At 73.3% G+C, this 12,805-nt stretch carries 10 protein-coding genes; 3 read left to right on the top strand and 7 right to left on the bottom strand.

The window, feature by feature from the left end; translation table 11 throughout:
- Positions 1-35 precede the first annotated feature (35 nt).
- Positions 36-1,406 (top strand): mannitol dehydrogenase family protein, encoded by a 1,371-nt coding sequence (locus G7070_RS01355; protein WP_246227207.1) that lies wholly within the window; start codon positions 36-38, stop codon positions 1,404-1,406.
- 286 nt (positions 1,407-1,692) lie between these two features.
- Here G7070_RS01355 and G7070_RS01350 read toward each other — a convergent pair whose 3' ends face one another.
- Genes G7070_RS01350 through pyrR form a run of 4 tightly spaced genes read right to left on the bottom strand, consistent with a single transcriptional unit; the run spans position 1,693 to position 5,145 of the window.
- Positions 1,693-2,412, bottom strand: coding sequence for a phosphatase PAP2 family protein (locus G7070_RS01350; RefSeq protein WP_166231345.1), 720 nt, complete (start codon positions 2,410-2,412; stop codon positions 1,693-1,695).
- The gene (locus G7070_RS01345; protein WP_166231342.1) at positions 2,400-3,662 is read right to left on the bottom strand and encodes a dihydroorotase; all 1,263 of its coding nucleotides are present in this window, start codon (positions 3,660-3,662) and stop codon (positions 2,400-2,402) included. The genes G7070_RS01350 and G7070_RS01345 overlap by 13 nt, the downstream gene beginning before the upstream one ends.
- On the bottom strand, positions 3,659-4,597 hold the full coding sequence (locus G7070_RS01340) for an aspartate carbamoyltransferase catalytic subunit (protein WP_166231339.1): 939 nt from the start codon (positions 4,595-4,597) through the stop codon (positions 3,659-3,661). Before G7070_RS01340 ends, G7070_RS01345 begins: the two co-directional genes overlap by 4 nt.
- A complete protein-coding gene (pyrR, locus tag G7070_RS01335; protein WP_166231336.1) occupies positions 4,597-5,145 on the bottom strand; it encodes a bifunctional pyr operon transcriptional regulator/uracil phosphoribosyltransferase PyrR in 549 nt (182 codons plus the stop codon). Before pyrR ends, G7070_RS01340 begins: the two co-directional genes overlap by 1 nt.
- Before the next feature lie 91 nt (positions 5,146-5,236).
- Between pyrR and G7070_RS01330 the strand changes: the two genes are divergently transcribed.
- A complete protein-coding gene (locus tag G7070_RS01330; protein WP_166231333.1) occupies positions 5,237-5,440 on the top strand; it encodes a hypothetical protein in 204 nt (67 codons plus the stop codon).
- Between the two features lie 52 nt (positions 5,441-5,492).
- Entirely contained in the window at positions 5,493-7,397 is a 1,905-nt protein-coding gene (locus tag G7070_RS01325; RefSeq protein WP_431977911.1) for a DUF6807 family protein, read from the top strand.
- Positions 7,398-7,445: 48 nt separating this feature from the next.
- Here the strand turns inward: G7070_RS01325 and G7070_RS01320 are convergent, their stop codons facing one another.
- The 3 genes from G7070_RS01320 to pepN form a co-directional block, all read right to left on the bottom strand.
- A complete protein-coding gene (locus G7070_RS01320; RefSeq protein ID WP_166231327.1) occupies positions 7,446-8,927 on the bottom strand; it encodes a glycoside hydrolase family 43 protein in 1,482 nt (493 codons plus the stop codon).
- Between the two features lie 79 nt (positions 8,928-9,006).
- Positions 9,007-10,140, bottom strand: coding sequence for a Nif3-like dinuclear metal center hexameric protein (locus G7070_RS01315; protein ID WP_166231323.1), 1,134 nt, complete (start codon positions 10,138-10,140; stop codon positions 9,007-9,009).
- A gap of 17 nt (positions 10,141-10,157) precedes the next feature.
- Positions 10,158-12,740 (bottom strand): aminopeptidase N, encoded by a 2,583-nt coding sequence (gene pepN, locus G7070_RS01310; protein WP_166231320.1) that lies wholly within the window; start codon positions 12,738-12,740, stop codon positions 10,158-10,160.
- Positions 12,741-12,805 lie beyond the last annotated feature (65 nt).

Raw genomic sequence — 12,805 nt, 5'->3', positions numbered from 1 at the left:
CAAGGGTTTGTTGCCCGCACCAGAAAGGCCTTGACGTGACCCGTCGACTCACCCGCGCCCAGGACGGCCGGCCCGCCGCACCCGTCCGCATCGTCCATCTCGGTCTGGGCAACTTCTTCCGCGCCCACGAGGCCATGTACACCGAGAAGGCGCCGGACGCCGCACAGTGGGGGATCGCCGCCTTCACCGGACGCTCGGTGGCGATGGCCGAGGCCATGGCCGAGCAGGACGGCCTGTACGAGCTCATCGTGCAGAACCCCGAGGGCAACGACTACGAGGTGATCAGCGCGATCTCGGCCACGCACAGCGGCAGCGACGTCGCCCGGTTCGTCGAGTACTTCCGCGACCCCGCGGTCGCCATCGTCAGTTCCACGATCACCGAGGCGGGCTACTTGCCCGGCGCCGACGGCGGCGTGGACCTGAGCGCCGAGGCCGTGCAGGCCGACGTGGCCGCCCTGAAGGCCGGCGACCTCACCGCGGTGACCACCGCCCCCGGCAAGTTCGTGGCCGGCCTGCTGGCGCGCCGCGAGGCCGGCGCCGGCCCGATCACCTTCCTGCCCGGCGACAACGTCCCGGACAACGGCCACATGGTCGCGGGCGTCCTCACCTCGCTGGCCGCCGCCGTGGACCCCACCCTGTCCGACTGGATGGCCGACAACGTCGGGTTCGCGACGACGATGGTGGACCGGATCACCCCGTCGATCTCCGAGGAGGCCCGCGAAGCGCTGGCCGCCGACCGGGGCATCGAGGACCCCGCCGCGGTGGCCACCGAGCCGTTCACCGAGTGGGTCATCGCCGGCGACTTCAAGGCCGGACGCCCCGCGTGGGAGGACGCCGGCGTCCAGTTCGTCGACGACATCACCCCGCACGAACTGCGCAAGCTGTGGCTGCTCAACGGCTCGCACTCGCTGATGGCGTACGCGGCGACCATCGTCGGGCGTCCGACCGTCTACGAGGCGATCAGCGACCCGGTGGTGGCCGGGTGGGTCGATCAGTGGTGGGACGTCGCCGCCAAGCACCTGCCGCTGCCCGCCGCCGAGGTGGACGCCTACCGCGCCGCGCTGCTGGAGCGCTTCGGCAACCCGCGCATGAAGGACCAGCTCTCCCGCATCGCCGCCGACGGCTCGGTGAAGATCCCGATCCGCATCGTCCCGGCGCTGAACGCGGAACGCGCCGCGGGCGGCGAGCCCATCGGCGCCGAGCGGGCGGTCGCCGCCTGGGTGCTGCACACCCGCGGTCTGGGCGCCCCGGTCAACGACGCCAAGGCCGACGTGGTCGCGTCCATCGGCGCCGGGACGCTGGAGGAGTCGGTGGCGAAGGCGTCCGACTACCTCGGCATCGACGACGCCGGCGCCCGGGAGTCGATCCTGGCGCTGGCCCGCGAGCTGGAGGCCGCCGCGGCCTGAGCCCCGCTGCACGCGCATGCGGTTGCTGAAGGGCGCAGGCGCGCCATGGGCGCTGCGTGCCGGTGCGGTCGGCGCGCCGACGTGCCCGCGCGCTGAGTGCCTGCTGACGGGCGCTCCCGTTCCAGTTGCCCCCGTTCAGGTCAGTTGCCCCCGTTCCTACGGGGCGACTGACCCGAACGGGGGCGTTTGGTCGCTTGCGGGGGCGGCTTGTCGCGAGTGGGGGCGGCTTGTCGCGAGTGGGGGCGGCTTGTCGCGAGCGGGGGCGGCTCGTCGCGTGCGGGGGCGGTTACTCGCTCGCGGGGGCTGGGCTCGTTCCGGCGCGCCGCCGGGTCCACGCGCGCCGGGTCCAGGCGCGCCACGCCAGCCACACCAGGCCGAACAGGGCGGCCGCGCCGAAGGCGTCCAGGATCGAGTGCTGCTTGAGGAAGCACGTGGACGCCGCGATCACCAGGCACAACGCCCACGAGGCCGCCTTCACCCAGCGGCGGCGCACGTACCGGCTCGCCGCCAGGCAGAACGCGACCACCAGGGAGGTGTAGACGTGCAGGCTCGGGAAGACGTTCGAGGGGTCGTCGAAGCCCTGCAGGCCGGCGACGAGGTCGGTGAGCGGGCCCGGGCGCGGGTACACCTCCGGACGCAGCGTCTGGGTGGAGGGCCACAGCGTGTAGCCGATCAGGCACGCCGTCATGCCGACGATCAGGAAGAAGGCGAGGCGGGGGATCTCCGCGCCGGCGCGCCAGTCCTTGACGTACAGCCACGCCACGAAGCCGAGCAGGTACACGAACCAGGCGAGGTAGCCCACGATCCAGCGCTCGTCGAACGGGATCAGGGCGTCCAGCGGGCTGGACACGTCGATCATCCCCGCCGCGGGGCGGCCCTCCAGCAGGAAGTACCAGCCCAGGAACAACGGCAGGTACGCCAGCGGCGCGAGCCGGCGCGCGAGCCACCGGACGCGCGGCTCGGGGCGCGGCGGTGCAGGGGTGCGGGTCGGGGTCAGCGCCTCCACGTGACACCGCCCCGCCACACGGTCAGCTGGACCGGGTCGGGGAGGTCGACGCCGTGGTACGGGTTGTTGCGCGAGCGGGACGCCGACGCCGACCGGTCCACGGTCGCGCGGCGGGACGGGTCGACCAGGACCAGGTGGGCGGGCTCGCCCACCGCGAGCGGACGCCCCTGCGTTGCGAGCCGGCCGATCCGGGCCGGCGCGGCGGACATCCGCTCGACCAGGGTCGCCCAGTCCATGCGGCCGGAGTTCACCATGACGTCCACGACGACCGCCAGCGACTGCTCGAGCCCGAGCATGCCGGGGGAGGCGACGTCGAAGGGGTGGTCCTTGTCCTGCTGCGCGTGCGGCGCGTGGTCGGTGGCGACCACGTCGATCGTGCCGTCGGCCAGCGCCTCGCGCAGCGCCTCGATGTGCTCGGACGTCCGCAGCGGCGGGTTGACCTTGAAGGTGGTGTCGAAGCCCTCCACGTGCGGGGTGTCCAGCAGCAGGTGGTGCGGCGTGACCTCGGCGGTGACGTCGACGCCGCGCTTCTTGGCCCAGCGGATCACGTCCACGCTCTCCGCGGTCGAGATGTGACAGGCGTGGTAGCGCCCACCGGTGAACTCGGCCAGCTGGACGTCGCGGGCGATGATCGTCGACTCGGCGACGCTCGGCCAGCCGGGCAGCCCGAGGCGTCCGGAGATCTCCGACTCGTGGCAGCAGGCGCCGGGGCCCGCCAGGCGGGGATCCTGCGCGTGCTGCGCGACGACGCCGCCGAACGGCTTGAGGTAGGTCAGCGCCCGGCGCATGATCAGCGCGTCGTCGACGCAGGCGCCGTCGTCGGAGAACATCGTGACGCCGCGGGCGGCCATCAGCCCGAGCTCGGCGAGCTCGGTGCCCTCGCGTCCCTTGGTCACCGCGCCGATCGGGACGACCTCGCAGTGCGCGTCGCGGGCGACGATCTCCAGCAGGTGGGCGACCGCCTCGCCGGTGTCCGTGGTCGGGTCGAGGTTGGGCATCGCGAACACGGCGGTGTAGCCGCCGCGGGCGGCCGCCTGCGTGCCGGAGTCGACCGTCTCGGCGTCCTCGTGGCCCGGCTCGCGCAGGTGCGCGTGCAGGTCGACCAGACCGGGCAGGGCCAGCAGCCCGGCGGCGTCGATGCGTTCGGCGTCGGCCGGCGCGTCGGCCGGATCGATCAGCCGGCCGTCGGCGACGGCCAGGTCGGTCGTGGTGCCGTCGGCCAGGGTGGCCCCGGTGATCAGCAGGCTCATCGGGCCTCTCCTTCCCCACCCAGCAGGTGGTACAGCACGCTCATGCGGACGGCCACGCCCGCGGAAACCTGGTCCAGCACCCGGGACGAGGCCGCGTCGGCCGCCTCGCTGGAGATCTCGACGCCGCGGTTCATCGGGCCCGGGTGCATGATCGCGGCGGTGGGCTTGAGCCGGGCCAGCCGCTGCGGCGTCAGCCCGTAGTCGGTGGCGTACTCGCGCGCCGTGGGGAAGAAGCCGCCCGACATCCGCTCCCGCTGGACGCGCAGCATCATGACCACGTCGGCGCGCTCCAGCACCGAGTCGAAGTCGCTGGTGACGTTGACGCCCCAGCGCTCCACCCCGGTCGGGAGCAGCGTCGGGGGAGCGACGAGGGTGACCTGGCCGCCGAGGGTGCGCTGCAGCAGAACGTTGCTGCGCACCACCCGGCTGTGCAGCAGGTCGCCGACGATGGCGATCCGCTTGCCGGCGAAGCCCTCCGCCAGCCTCTGGTCGCGGAAGTGGCGGCGCATCGTGTAGGCGTCCAGCAGCGCCTGGGTCGGGTGCTCGTGCTGGCCGTCCCCGGCGTTGACGACGTGCGCCTTCACCCACCCGGCCGCCTGCGCGACGGCACCGGAGGAGCCGTGCCGGATCACGAAGCAGTCCACGCCCATGGCGTCCAGGGTCATCATCGTGTCGCGCAGGGACTCGCCCTTGCTGACGCTGGATCCCTTGCCGGACACGTTGATGGTGTCGGCGCTCATCCACTTGCCGGCGATCTCGAACGAGGAACGCGTCCGGGTGGAGTCCTCGAAGAACATGTTGATGATGGTGCGGCCGCGCAGCGCGGGGATCTTCTTGATGGGCCGGCGCTGCACCTCGTGCATCTCCTCGGCCACGTCCAGCAGCGAGACGACCTCGTCGCGGCTCAGGTCGGCCGCGCTCAGCAGGTGACGCATCAGGCCCCCTTCGCGGAGACGATGGTGACCAGGTCCTCGCCGTCGGTCTCGGCCAGCGTGACGCGGACGTGCTCGTCGGGCGCGGTGGGCAGGTCCTTGCCCACGTAGTCGGCCTGGATCGGCAGCTCGCGGCGTCCCCGGTCGATGAGGACGGCCAACCGGATCGCCTTCGGGCGTCCCAGATCCTTCAGCGCCTCCATGGCCGCGGCGATGGTGCGTCCGGAGAAGAGCACGTCGTCCACCAGGACCACCGTGCGGCCATCCACCGACACCGGCACCCGCGTCGGGCCGACCGCGCGCGTCGGGTTCCGCCGCAGGTCGTCGCGGTACATGGTGATGTCGAGTTCCCCGACCGGCACGTCGGCCTCGGCCTGCGCGATCGCCGCGCCCAACCGGTGCGCCAGGGGGACGCCGCGGGTGCGGATCCCCAGCAGCAGCAGGTCGTCGCCGCCCTTGTTGGACTCGAGGATGTGGTGGGCGATGCGCTTCAACGCCCGGGAGATGTCGTCACTGTCCCAGATGACCCGGGAGTCGCCTGCTGCGCTCAACCTGGTTGCCCCTCCGACTCGAAACGGACGCGGGAGACCCCGCGCCGATCGAGGGACCAATCTATCTCAGTTGTCCGCTAGCATTTCGCGCATGTCGCATGTCGCCCTGTTCCCCCTACTGGAAACGCACACCGTCCCGGGCTGGCCCGAGGTGTACGACCCGACGCTGTGGAACATCGGCGCGCTAGTCCTGGGCATTCCGCTCGCCATCTCTGCGGTCGTGGCGCTCATCGTGATGGGTCCCGAGTGGTTCCGCCGCAGCCAGTCCGCCGGCACGGAGATCGAGCAGGCCTGAGCAACCGTCGCCTCAACGTCGAGGCGCCGAGCGTGAGGACTGAAGCACCACTGTGGCGGAACGAGCCCGAGTAACGATCAGCGATGTCGCGAAGGCCGCGGCGGTGTCGCCGGCGACCGTGTCGCGCGTGATGAACGGCCAGACCACCGTCGACCCCGTGCTCGCCGAGCGCGTCCGGCGGGTCGCGTCCGAGCTGGCCTACCACCCCAGCAGCGCCGCGCGCTCGCTGTCGCTGGGGCGCACCCAGGCGATCGCCGTGCTCGTGCCCGAGCTCGGCAACCCGATGTTCCAGCGGATCGTCGAGGGGATCATGGAGTCGGCCTCGGCGGCCGGCTACCGCGTGCTGGTCACCGAGACCGGTCCCGACCCCGACCTCGAACTGCAGATGGCCCGGGACGCGCGCGCCCGCTGCGACGCCGTGCTGTGGGTCTCGCCGCGCGCCACCGACGAGGCGCTGGTGCCCACCCTGGCCGAGATCCAGCCGGCGCTCGTGGTCGGGCGCCCCGCCGGCTCCGCCGTCTGCCCGCCCGGACTCACCATCGACTACCGCGCCGGCATCCACATCGCCGTCGACCACCTCATCGGGCTGGGGCACCAGGACATCGTCTACCTGGGCGGCCCGGCCGAGAGCTCAGGCGACCGCGCCCGGCGCGACGCCTGGGAGGAGGTGCAGGCCGACCACCCGTACCTGCGGGTCGTCTCGCTGCGCGCCGGCTACCAGATGCAGGACGGCTTCGAGGCCGCGCCGCGGGTGCTGGACACCGGCGCGAGCGCGGTGGTGGCGTTCAACGATCTGGTCGCGTTCGGCCTGCTGAGCCACTTCGGTCAGGTCGGGGTCTCCGTGCCGCGCGACGTGTCCGTGGTCGGCTTCGACGACATCGACCTGGCCGGCTTCGCGCTGCCGGCGCTGACCACGCTGGGCGTCGGGCACCGCGCCCTGGGCGACCTGGCCTGGCAGCAGTTGGCCGGGCTGCTGACGGGCTCGGAGCAGCCGGCCGGCGCCCCGTTCGCCCCGCGCTTGGTCGCGCGTAACTCCACGGGGGCCGCCCCGGCCGCCAAGTCCCGGGCGGCGCACCAGAGGCAGCGCGGACGCGCGGCGATCCCGCCGCAGTGGCGCACCACCGCCGGGCGCGAGGCCCTGCTCGCCGGCGACCTCGAGTTGGCCGCCTACCACGACGGCTCGGGCATGCCCACGGTGCACGCCCGTCGCCCGTACCTCCATCCCCTCCGGACGCTGGGCGGCCGCGTGGTGACGGCGGCCCATCCGGAGAACCACCGCCACCAGTACGGCCTCTCGCTCGCGCCGCCGGAGGTCAACGGCACCTCGTTCTGGGGCGGCCGCACCTACGTCCCGGGCTCGGGCGCGACGCTGCTGCCCAACCACGGCCAGCAGATCGTCCAGGACCACCGGGTCGTCGAGGGCGACGAGGCCGCCCTGGAGGAGCGCCTCGCCTGGCTGACCCAGACCGGGGAGGTGCTGCTGGAGGAGCAGCGGAAGCTCTCCGCGTCGCTGCTGCCGGACGGCGGCGGCTGGGCCCTCACGTGGCGCTCGGTGCTCACCGCGTCCAGCGGCGACCTCACGTTCTCCAGCCCGGGCGTCCGGGGACGCCCCGGCGCCGGGTACGCCGGGCTGTTCTGGCGGTTCGCCGAGGGCCGGGTCGAGCGCCTGATCGCGCCCGACGGCGAGGGCGAACCCGCCATCAACGGCCGCGTCGTCCCGTGGGTCGCCGGCGTCAACGCCCAGGACCCGCTCACCGTCGTCTTCACCCAGCTGCCCGGCGAGGAGCGGCCGTGGTTCGGCCGCACCTCCGACTACACCGGCCTGGGGCCGTCGCTGGCGTGGGACCGGCCCCTGACGCTGCCGGCGGGGGAGAGCCTCACGCTGGGCCTGCGGGTGTTGCTGCTGGACGCGCTGCTGGACCGCGACGAGATCGACGAACTGACCCGCGCGACCTGACCGGGCGCGCCGGCGTCCCGGACGCTCACCGCCCGGGACGCCGCCGGCTCAGATCCGCGTGAGGCGCCAGCCCGTGAAGCTCGCCCGCGCGGCGGGCGTGCCGATGGGACGCTGGGCGAACAGGCACAGGTCCGAGCCGATCCAGTGCGCCTCGGTGGCCTGGAACGTCGCCTCGGGCAACGCCGCGCCGGCACCCTGCGCGCCGAGCGTCACCCGGGCGGCGGCGTCCGTCACGAGCCGCACCCGCAGGGGTCCGGCGCACGCGACGGCCTCCTCGACGGTCTCGGCCCCCAGCTCGGCGCTGCTGACCCGGATCGCGTACGTCGCACCGGCGCGGCGCTCCAGCCCGACGAACGCGTAGGCGTGGCCGAACACGGCGAGCCCGGCGCGCGAGCCGTCCGGCGCGTCGGCGTCCAGGTCGACCTCGACCTCGACCTCGCACGGGTAGCCGGGCAGGGACTGGCCCAGCATCCCCGGGAAGGTGCGCAGTTCGGTGGTGGGGTGGGGCACCAGTTCGAGGCTCAGGACGCCTCCGGCGCAGCGCGCCCAGTCCGCCCCGGGCGTCGCCTGCCAGTGCCAGGCGGGGTTGAGCGGGCCGGTGAAGTCGTCGGCGCGATCGGGCTCGCCCGCCGAGGCGGGCCGGGTCTCCGCGCCGCGCGGCCACGTCAGCACGGGGGTCCCCTCGTCGCCCATCCACGGCCAGCCGTCGGCGCCCCAGCCCATCGGCTGCAGGTGCACGACCCGGCCGTAGGGGCCGCGGTCCTGGAAGTGGACGAACCAGTCGCTGCCGTCCGGCGCGGTCACCCAGCCGCCCTGGTGCGGCCCGTTCACGGGGCTGTCGCCCTGCTCCAGGACGATGCGATGCTCGTAGGGCCCCCAGACCGAGCGGGAGCGGAACACGACCTGATGCCCGGTCGCCACGCCGCCGGCGGGGGCGAAGATCCAGTACCAGCCGTCGCGCCGGTAGAACTTCGGGCCCTCCACGGTGATCATGCCCTCGATCGCGTCGCCGTCGATCACGGTGCGGAGGGGGCCGATCGGCGTCGTCAGGCCCGGATCGACCTCGACGACGCTGAGCCGGTTCTTGAACCCGGCGCGGCTGCGGGCCCACCCGAACACCAGGTAGGCGCGGCCGTCGTCGTCCCACAGCGGGCACGGGTCGATGAGCCCCTGGCCCGGGATCAGCAGGTGCGGCTCGGTCCACGGACCCTGCGGCGCGGGCGCGGTCGTCACGAAGATGCCGTGGTCGGGGTCGGGGTAGACGACCACCAGGCGGCCCTCGTGCGTGCGGATCGACGGCGCCCACACGCCGCCGCCGCGGCGCGGGAGGTCGAAGTGGCCCACGGCGGGGGGCACGGCGGCCAGCGCGTGGCTCGCGTAGCTCCAGTCGACCAGGTTGTCGGAGGTGAGGATCGGGAGTCCGGGGGTGCGGTTGAAGCTCGACGCGACCAGGACGAACGAATCCCCGAACCGGGTGACGTCCGGGTCGGGGAAATCGGAATCGAGGATCGGGTTGGCGTAGGGGATCATGGCTCTCCGTCGTCGGGGCGCCGCGGCCGGCGCCTGCAAATAATCCTATCGAACAACGAAGTCTATGGAACCGGTTCCATCAGCGGAAGGCGGCCACCCACGGATCGGTCACCAGCGTGGAGACGTGGGTGGCGAGCTCGACGCCCTCCGCGCTCGCCCGGCGGCGCACCAGCTCCTCGGCGTGGGGCAACCAGAGCCACTCGGCGGCGTAGTGCGGCACGTCGATCAGCGCGGGGGCGCCGTCGTGGGCCAGGAAGTCCTGGGAGGGGTGGTGGCGCAGGTCGCCGGTGACGTAGCAGTCGACGCCGAGGCGCCGGGCGGCGTCCAGCAGCGAGTCGCCCGCGCCGCCGAGCACCGCGACGGTGCTGATCTCCCGGTCGGGGTCCCCGCCGAGCCGGACGCCGCCGGCGGTCGCCGGGACGGCCCGCGCCAGGCGCTGCGCCAGGGCGGCCGCGGTGACGGGCTGCGGCAGTCGCCCCACCCTCCCCAGGCCCAGGCCGGACGCCGCGGGCACCAGCTCGATCAGGTCGAAGGCGGGGGTCTCGTACGGGTGGGCCGCGAGCAGGGCGGCCAGGACGGCCGAGCGGCGCGCGCGGGGGAGCACCACCTCGAGGCGGACCTCCTCGACGCGCTCGACCGCGCCGACCGTCCCCAGCGTGGGGTGCGCGCCCGCCAGCGGCCGGAACTGGCCCGTGCCCTCCGAGCGGAACGAGCACTCGGCGTAGTCGCCGACCCGGCCGGCGCCGGCGGCGAACAGCGCGTCCTGGACGGCGTCGGCGTCCCCGGTCGGGACGAACACGGCCAGCTTGTCCAGCCCGGCGCCCTCCGCCGGCAGCATCGGACGCCGCTCCACCAGGCCGACGGCGTCGGCCAGGGCGTCCGCGACGCCGGCGGTCCCGGCGTCGGCGTTGGTGTGCGCGGAGAACACGGCGACCCCGGCGCGGATCAGCCGCATCAGGACACGCCCCTTGGGCTCGTCGGCGCGCACCGCGTGGATGCCGCGCAGCAGCAGCGGGTGGTGGCTCACGATGAGCTGGGCGCCGCGCTCCACGGCCTCGTCGGCGACCGCGTCGGTCACGTCGACCGCGAACAGCACGCCGGACACCTCGGCGTCGGGATCGCCGACGCTGAGGCCCACGCGGTCCCACTCCTCGGCCAGCGCGGGCGGGTAGGCCGCCTCGAGCCACCCGACCACGTCGCCCACGCGGGTCATCGCCGCCACCTCCCGGCTCACGCCCCCTGGTTGTGCAGCGCGCGCAGGGCGTCGTCGCGGCGCTCCAGGACGAGCCGCTTCACCGAGTCCGGCAGGTCGTGGTCGGCCAGGAAGGCGTCCAGCTTGGTGAGGAAGGTGCGGTCGGCCAGCGGGCGCGGGAACAGCAGCCCCAGCACGTGCTGGCGGATCGTCGTGGACGCCGTCGCCCAGCGTCCCTTCTGCGCGCCGATCTCGGCCACGACGTCGAGGTACGCGTCCGTGTAGGGCGCGAGGATCTCGTCCTGATCGAGCTGCCAGAACTGCGACGCGATCTGGAAGTGCGTCTCGTTCGCGGTGTCCTCGGCGGTCGCGGCCCGCCACGCGGCGGCCTTGGCGTCCGCGTCGCGGGAGGCCGAGCGGGCGCCGGCCGCCTTCTCCGCGCCGGTCGCCGTGCGGTCGCCCGCGAGCTCGGCGGCGATCTCGGCCTCGCCGGCCGCGCCGACGCGGGCCAGCTCGGTGAGCAGCCGCCAGCGCAGGTCGGCGTCCAGGACGAGCCCCTCGGGCACCTCCTCGCCGTCGAGCCACGCCTTCAGCACCGCCGCGCCCGGCTCCGAGCCGATCGACAGGGCCAGCGCGCGGGTGAGGGCGAGCTGATGGTCCGAGCCGGGGGCGGCGTCCTTGAGCAGCTGGGCCAGCCCCGCGGTGAACCGCTGGGCCAGCGCCTTGCGGTCGGCGCGCGGCGCGTAGTAGTCCACGGCCAGCCGCGCCTGCCCCAGCAGCGCGGTCACGGCGGTGAGGTCGGTCTCGACGCCGACGCCGCGCAGCACCAAGTCGACGTAGTCGGAGGCCGACATCTCGCCGTCGCGGGTCAGATCCCAGGTGGCGCCCCAGGCCAGCGCGCGGGCGAGTTCGTCGTCCAGCAGGTGCACGTTGCCCACCAGGGTGGCCAGCGAGCGCGGGTCGAGCCGGATCTTGGCGTAGGTGAGGTCGTCGTCGTTGAGCAGCAGCAGGTCGGGGCGCGGCTTGCCGACGAGCTCGGGCACGTCGGTGGACTCGCCGTCGATGTCGGTCTCGACCCGGTCGGTGCGCGTCAGGACGCCGTCGACGAGGTTGTACAGGCCGACCGCGATGCGGTGTCGGCGCAGCGTGGGCCACTGCGGGGAGGCCCACTGCCGGATCGCGAACCGGGTGAACGCGCCGTCCCGCTCGTCCCAGTCGGCGGCCAGCGTGTTGACCCCGGCCGTCTGCAGCCACTGGCTGGAGAAGAAGCTCAGGTCGCGGCCCGAGGCCACCTCGAGCTCGTCCAGCAGGTCCGGCAGCTGGGTGTTGCCCCACGCGTGCTTGGCGAAGTATGCCCGGACGCCGGCGAGGAAGTCGTCCTTGCCGACGAACGCGACGAGCTGGCGCAGCGCCGAGGCGCCCTTGGCGTAGGTGATGCCGTCGAAGTTCAGCTCCACCGCCTCCAGGTCGACCATGTCGGCGGCGATGGGGTGCGTCGAGGGGAGCTGGTCCTGCCGGTAGGCCCACGTCTTGCGGCTGTTGGTGAACGTCGCCCACGGGTTGGCCCGGTCGCCGAAGCGGGCGCGGATCTCCTCCTGGGCGAAGTGGGACGCCCACTCGGCGAAGGACTCGTTCAGCCACAGGTCGTCCCACCAGACCATGGTCACCAGGTCGCCGAACCACATGTGGGCCATCTCGTGCAGGATCGTGTTGTCGCGCGACTCGTAGGAGGCCGACGTCTGGCGGCTGCGGAAGATGTACTCGTCGCGGAACGTGATGCAGCCCGCGTTCTCCATGGCGCCGAAGTTGAACTCCGGCACGAAGACCTGGGCGTAGTCGTCGAAGGGGTACGGCTGCCCGAAGTGCTCCTCGAACACCGCGAAGCCCCGCTTGGTCGTCTCGAAGATGCGGTCGGCGTCCAGGTGCTCGGCGAGCGAGGTCCGGACGTGGATCGACAGGGGGATGACCGAGCCGTCCTCGCGCACGTATTCGTCGGTCACCGAGTGGAACTCGCCCGCGATCAGCGCGGTGATGTAGGTGCTGAGGCGCTTGGTCGCCGGGAAGTCCCAGCGGGCCAGGTCGTCGCCGGACGCGACCGGCTCGACCGCGGGGGCGTTGGACAGCACCGTCCACCCCTGCGGCGCGATCACCGACAGCTGGAAGGTGGCCTTCAGGTCGGGCTGCTCGAACGTGACGTACATCCGGCGGGCGTCGGCCACCTCGAACTGCGTGTAGAGGTAGGTGCGGTCGTCCGCGGGGTCGACGAAGCGGTGCAGGCCCTCGCCGGTGCGCGAGAACCGCATGACGGCGGTCACGACGAGCTCGTGGTCGCCCTCGGCGAGGGTGAGCGTCAGGTGCTCCCCGTCGAAGGCCTCCGCCGGCACGGCCTCGCCGTCGAGGGTGGCGCTGAGGATCTCGTCGGCGATGACGTTCGCGTTGGCGACGCAGGCGATCGAGGAGAAGCGGGCGGTGGTGGTGGAGACGAACGTGGCCTCCGGCTGCGCGAGCGGGGTGCCGTCGGGCAGCCGGCCCGACAGGTCGACCAGGGCTTCGTACGAGGCGGTGCGCAACTGGCGGCTGCGGGTGTTGGCCTCGTCGCGGGTGATGTTGGCGCGGAACATGCGGTTCATCCTCGAATGCACTTTGATGAGTGGGACCTCCCCACACTAGCGCCCGGCCCCGGGAC

The sequence above is a fragment of the Propioniciclava coleopterorum genome, from assembly GCF_011393335.1.
GTDB lineage: Bacteria > Actinomycetota > Actinomycetes > Propionibacteriales > Propionibacteriaceae > Propioniciclava > Propioniciclava coleopterorum.
This window is presented reverse-complemented; position numbering and strand designations above follow the sequence as displayed.

Bases quoted from the DNA above. Each gene is read 5' to 3' on its own strand.
- G7070_RS01345 (WP_166231342.1), bottom strand. From the start codon at position 3,662: ATGAGCCTGCTGATCACCGGGGCCACCCTGGCCGACGGCACCACGACC.
- G7070_RS01330 (WP_166231333.1), top strand. From the start codon at position 5,237: ATGTCGCATGTCGCCCTGTTCCCCCTACTGGAAACGCACACCGTCCCG.
- G7070_RS01315 (WP_166231323.1), bottom strand. From the start codon at position 10,140: ATGACCCGCGTGGGCGACGTGGTCGGGTGGCTCGAGGCGGCCTACCCG.
- G7070_RS01340 (WP_166231339.1), bottom strand. From the start codon at position 4,597: ATGCGTCACCTGCTGAGCGCGGCCGACCTGAGCCGCGACGAGGTCGTC.
- G7070_RS01320 (WP_166231327.1), bottom strand. From the start codon at position 8,927: ATGATCCCCTACGCCAACCCGATCCTCGATTCCGATTTCCCCGACCCG.
- pepN (WP_166231320.1), bottom strand. From the start codon at position 12,740: ATGTTCCGCGCCAACATCACCCGCGACGAGGCCAACACCCGCAGCCGC.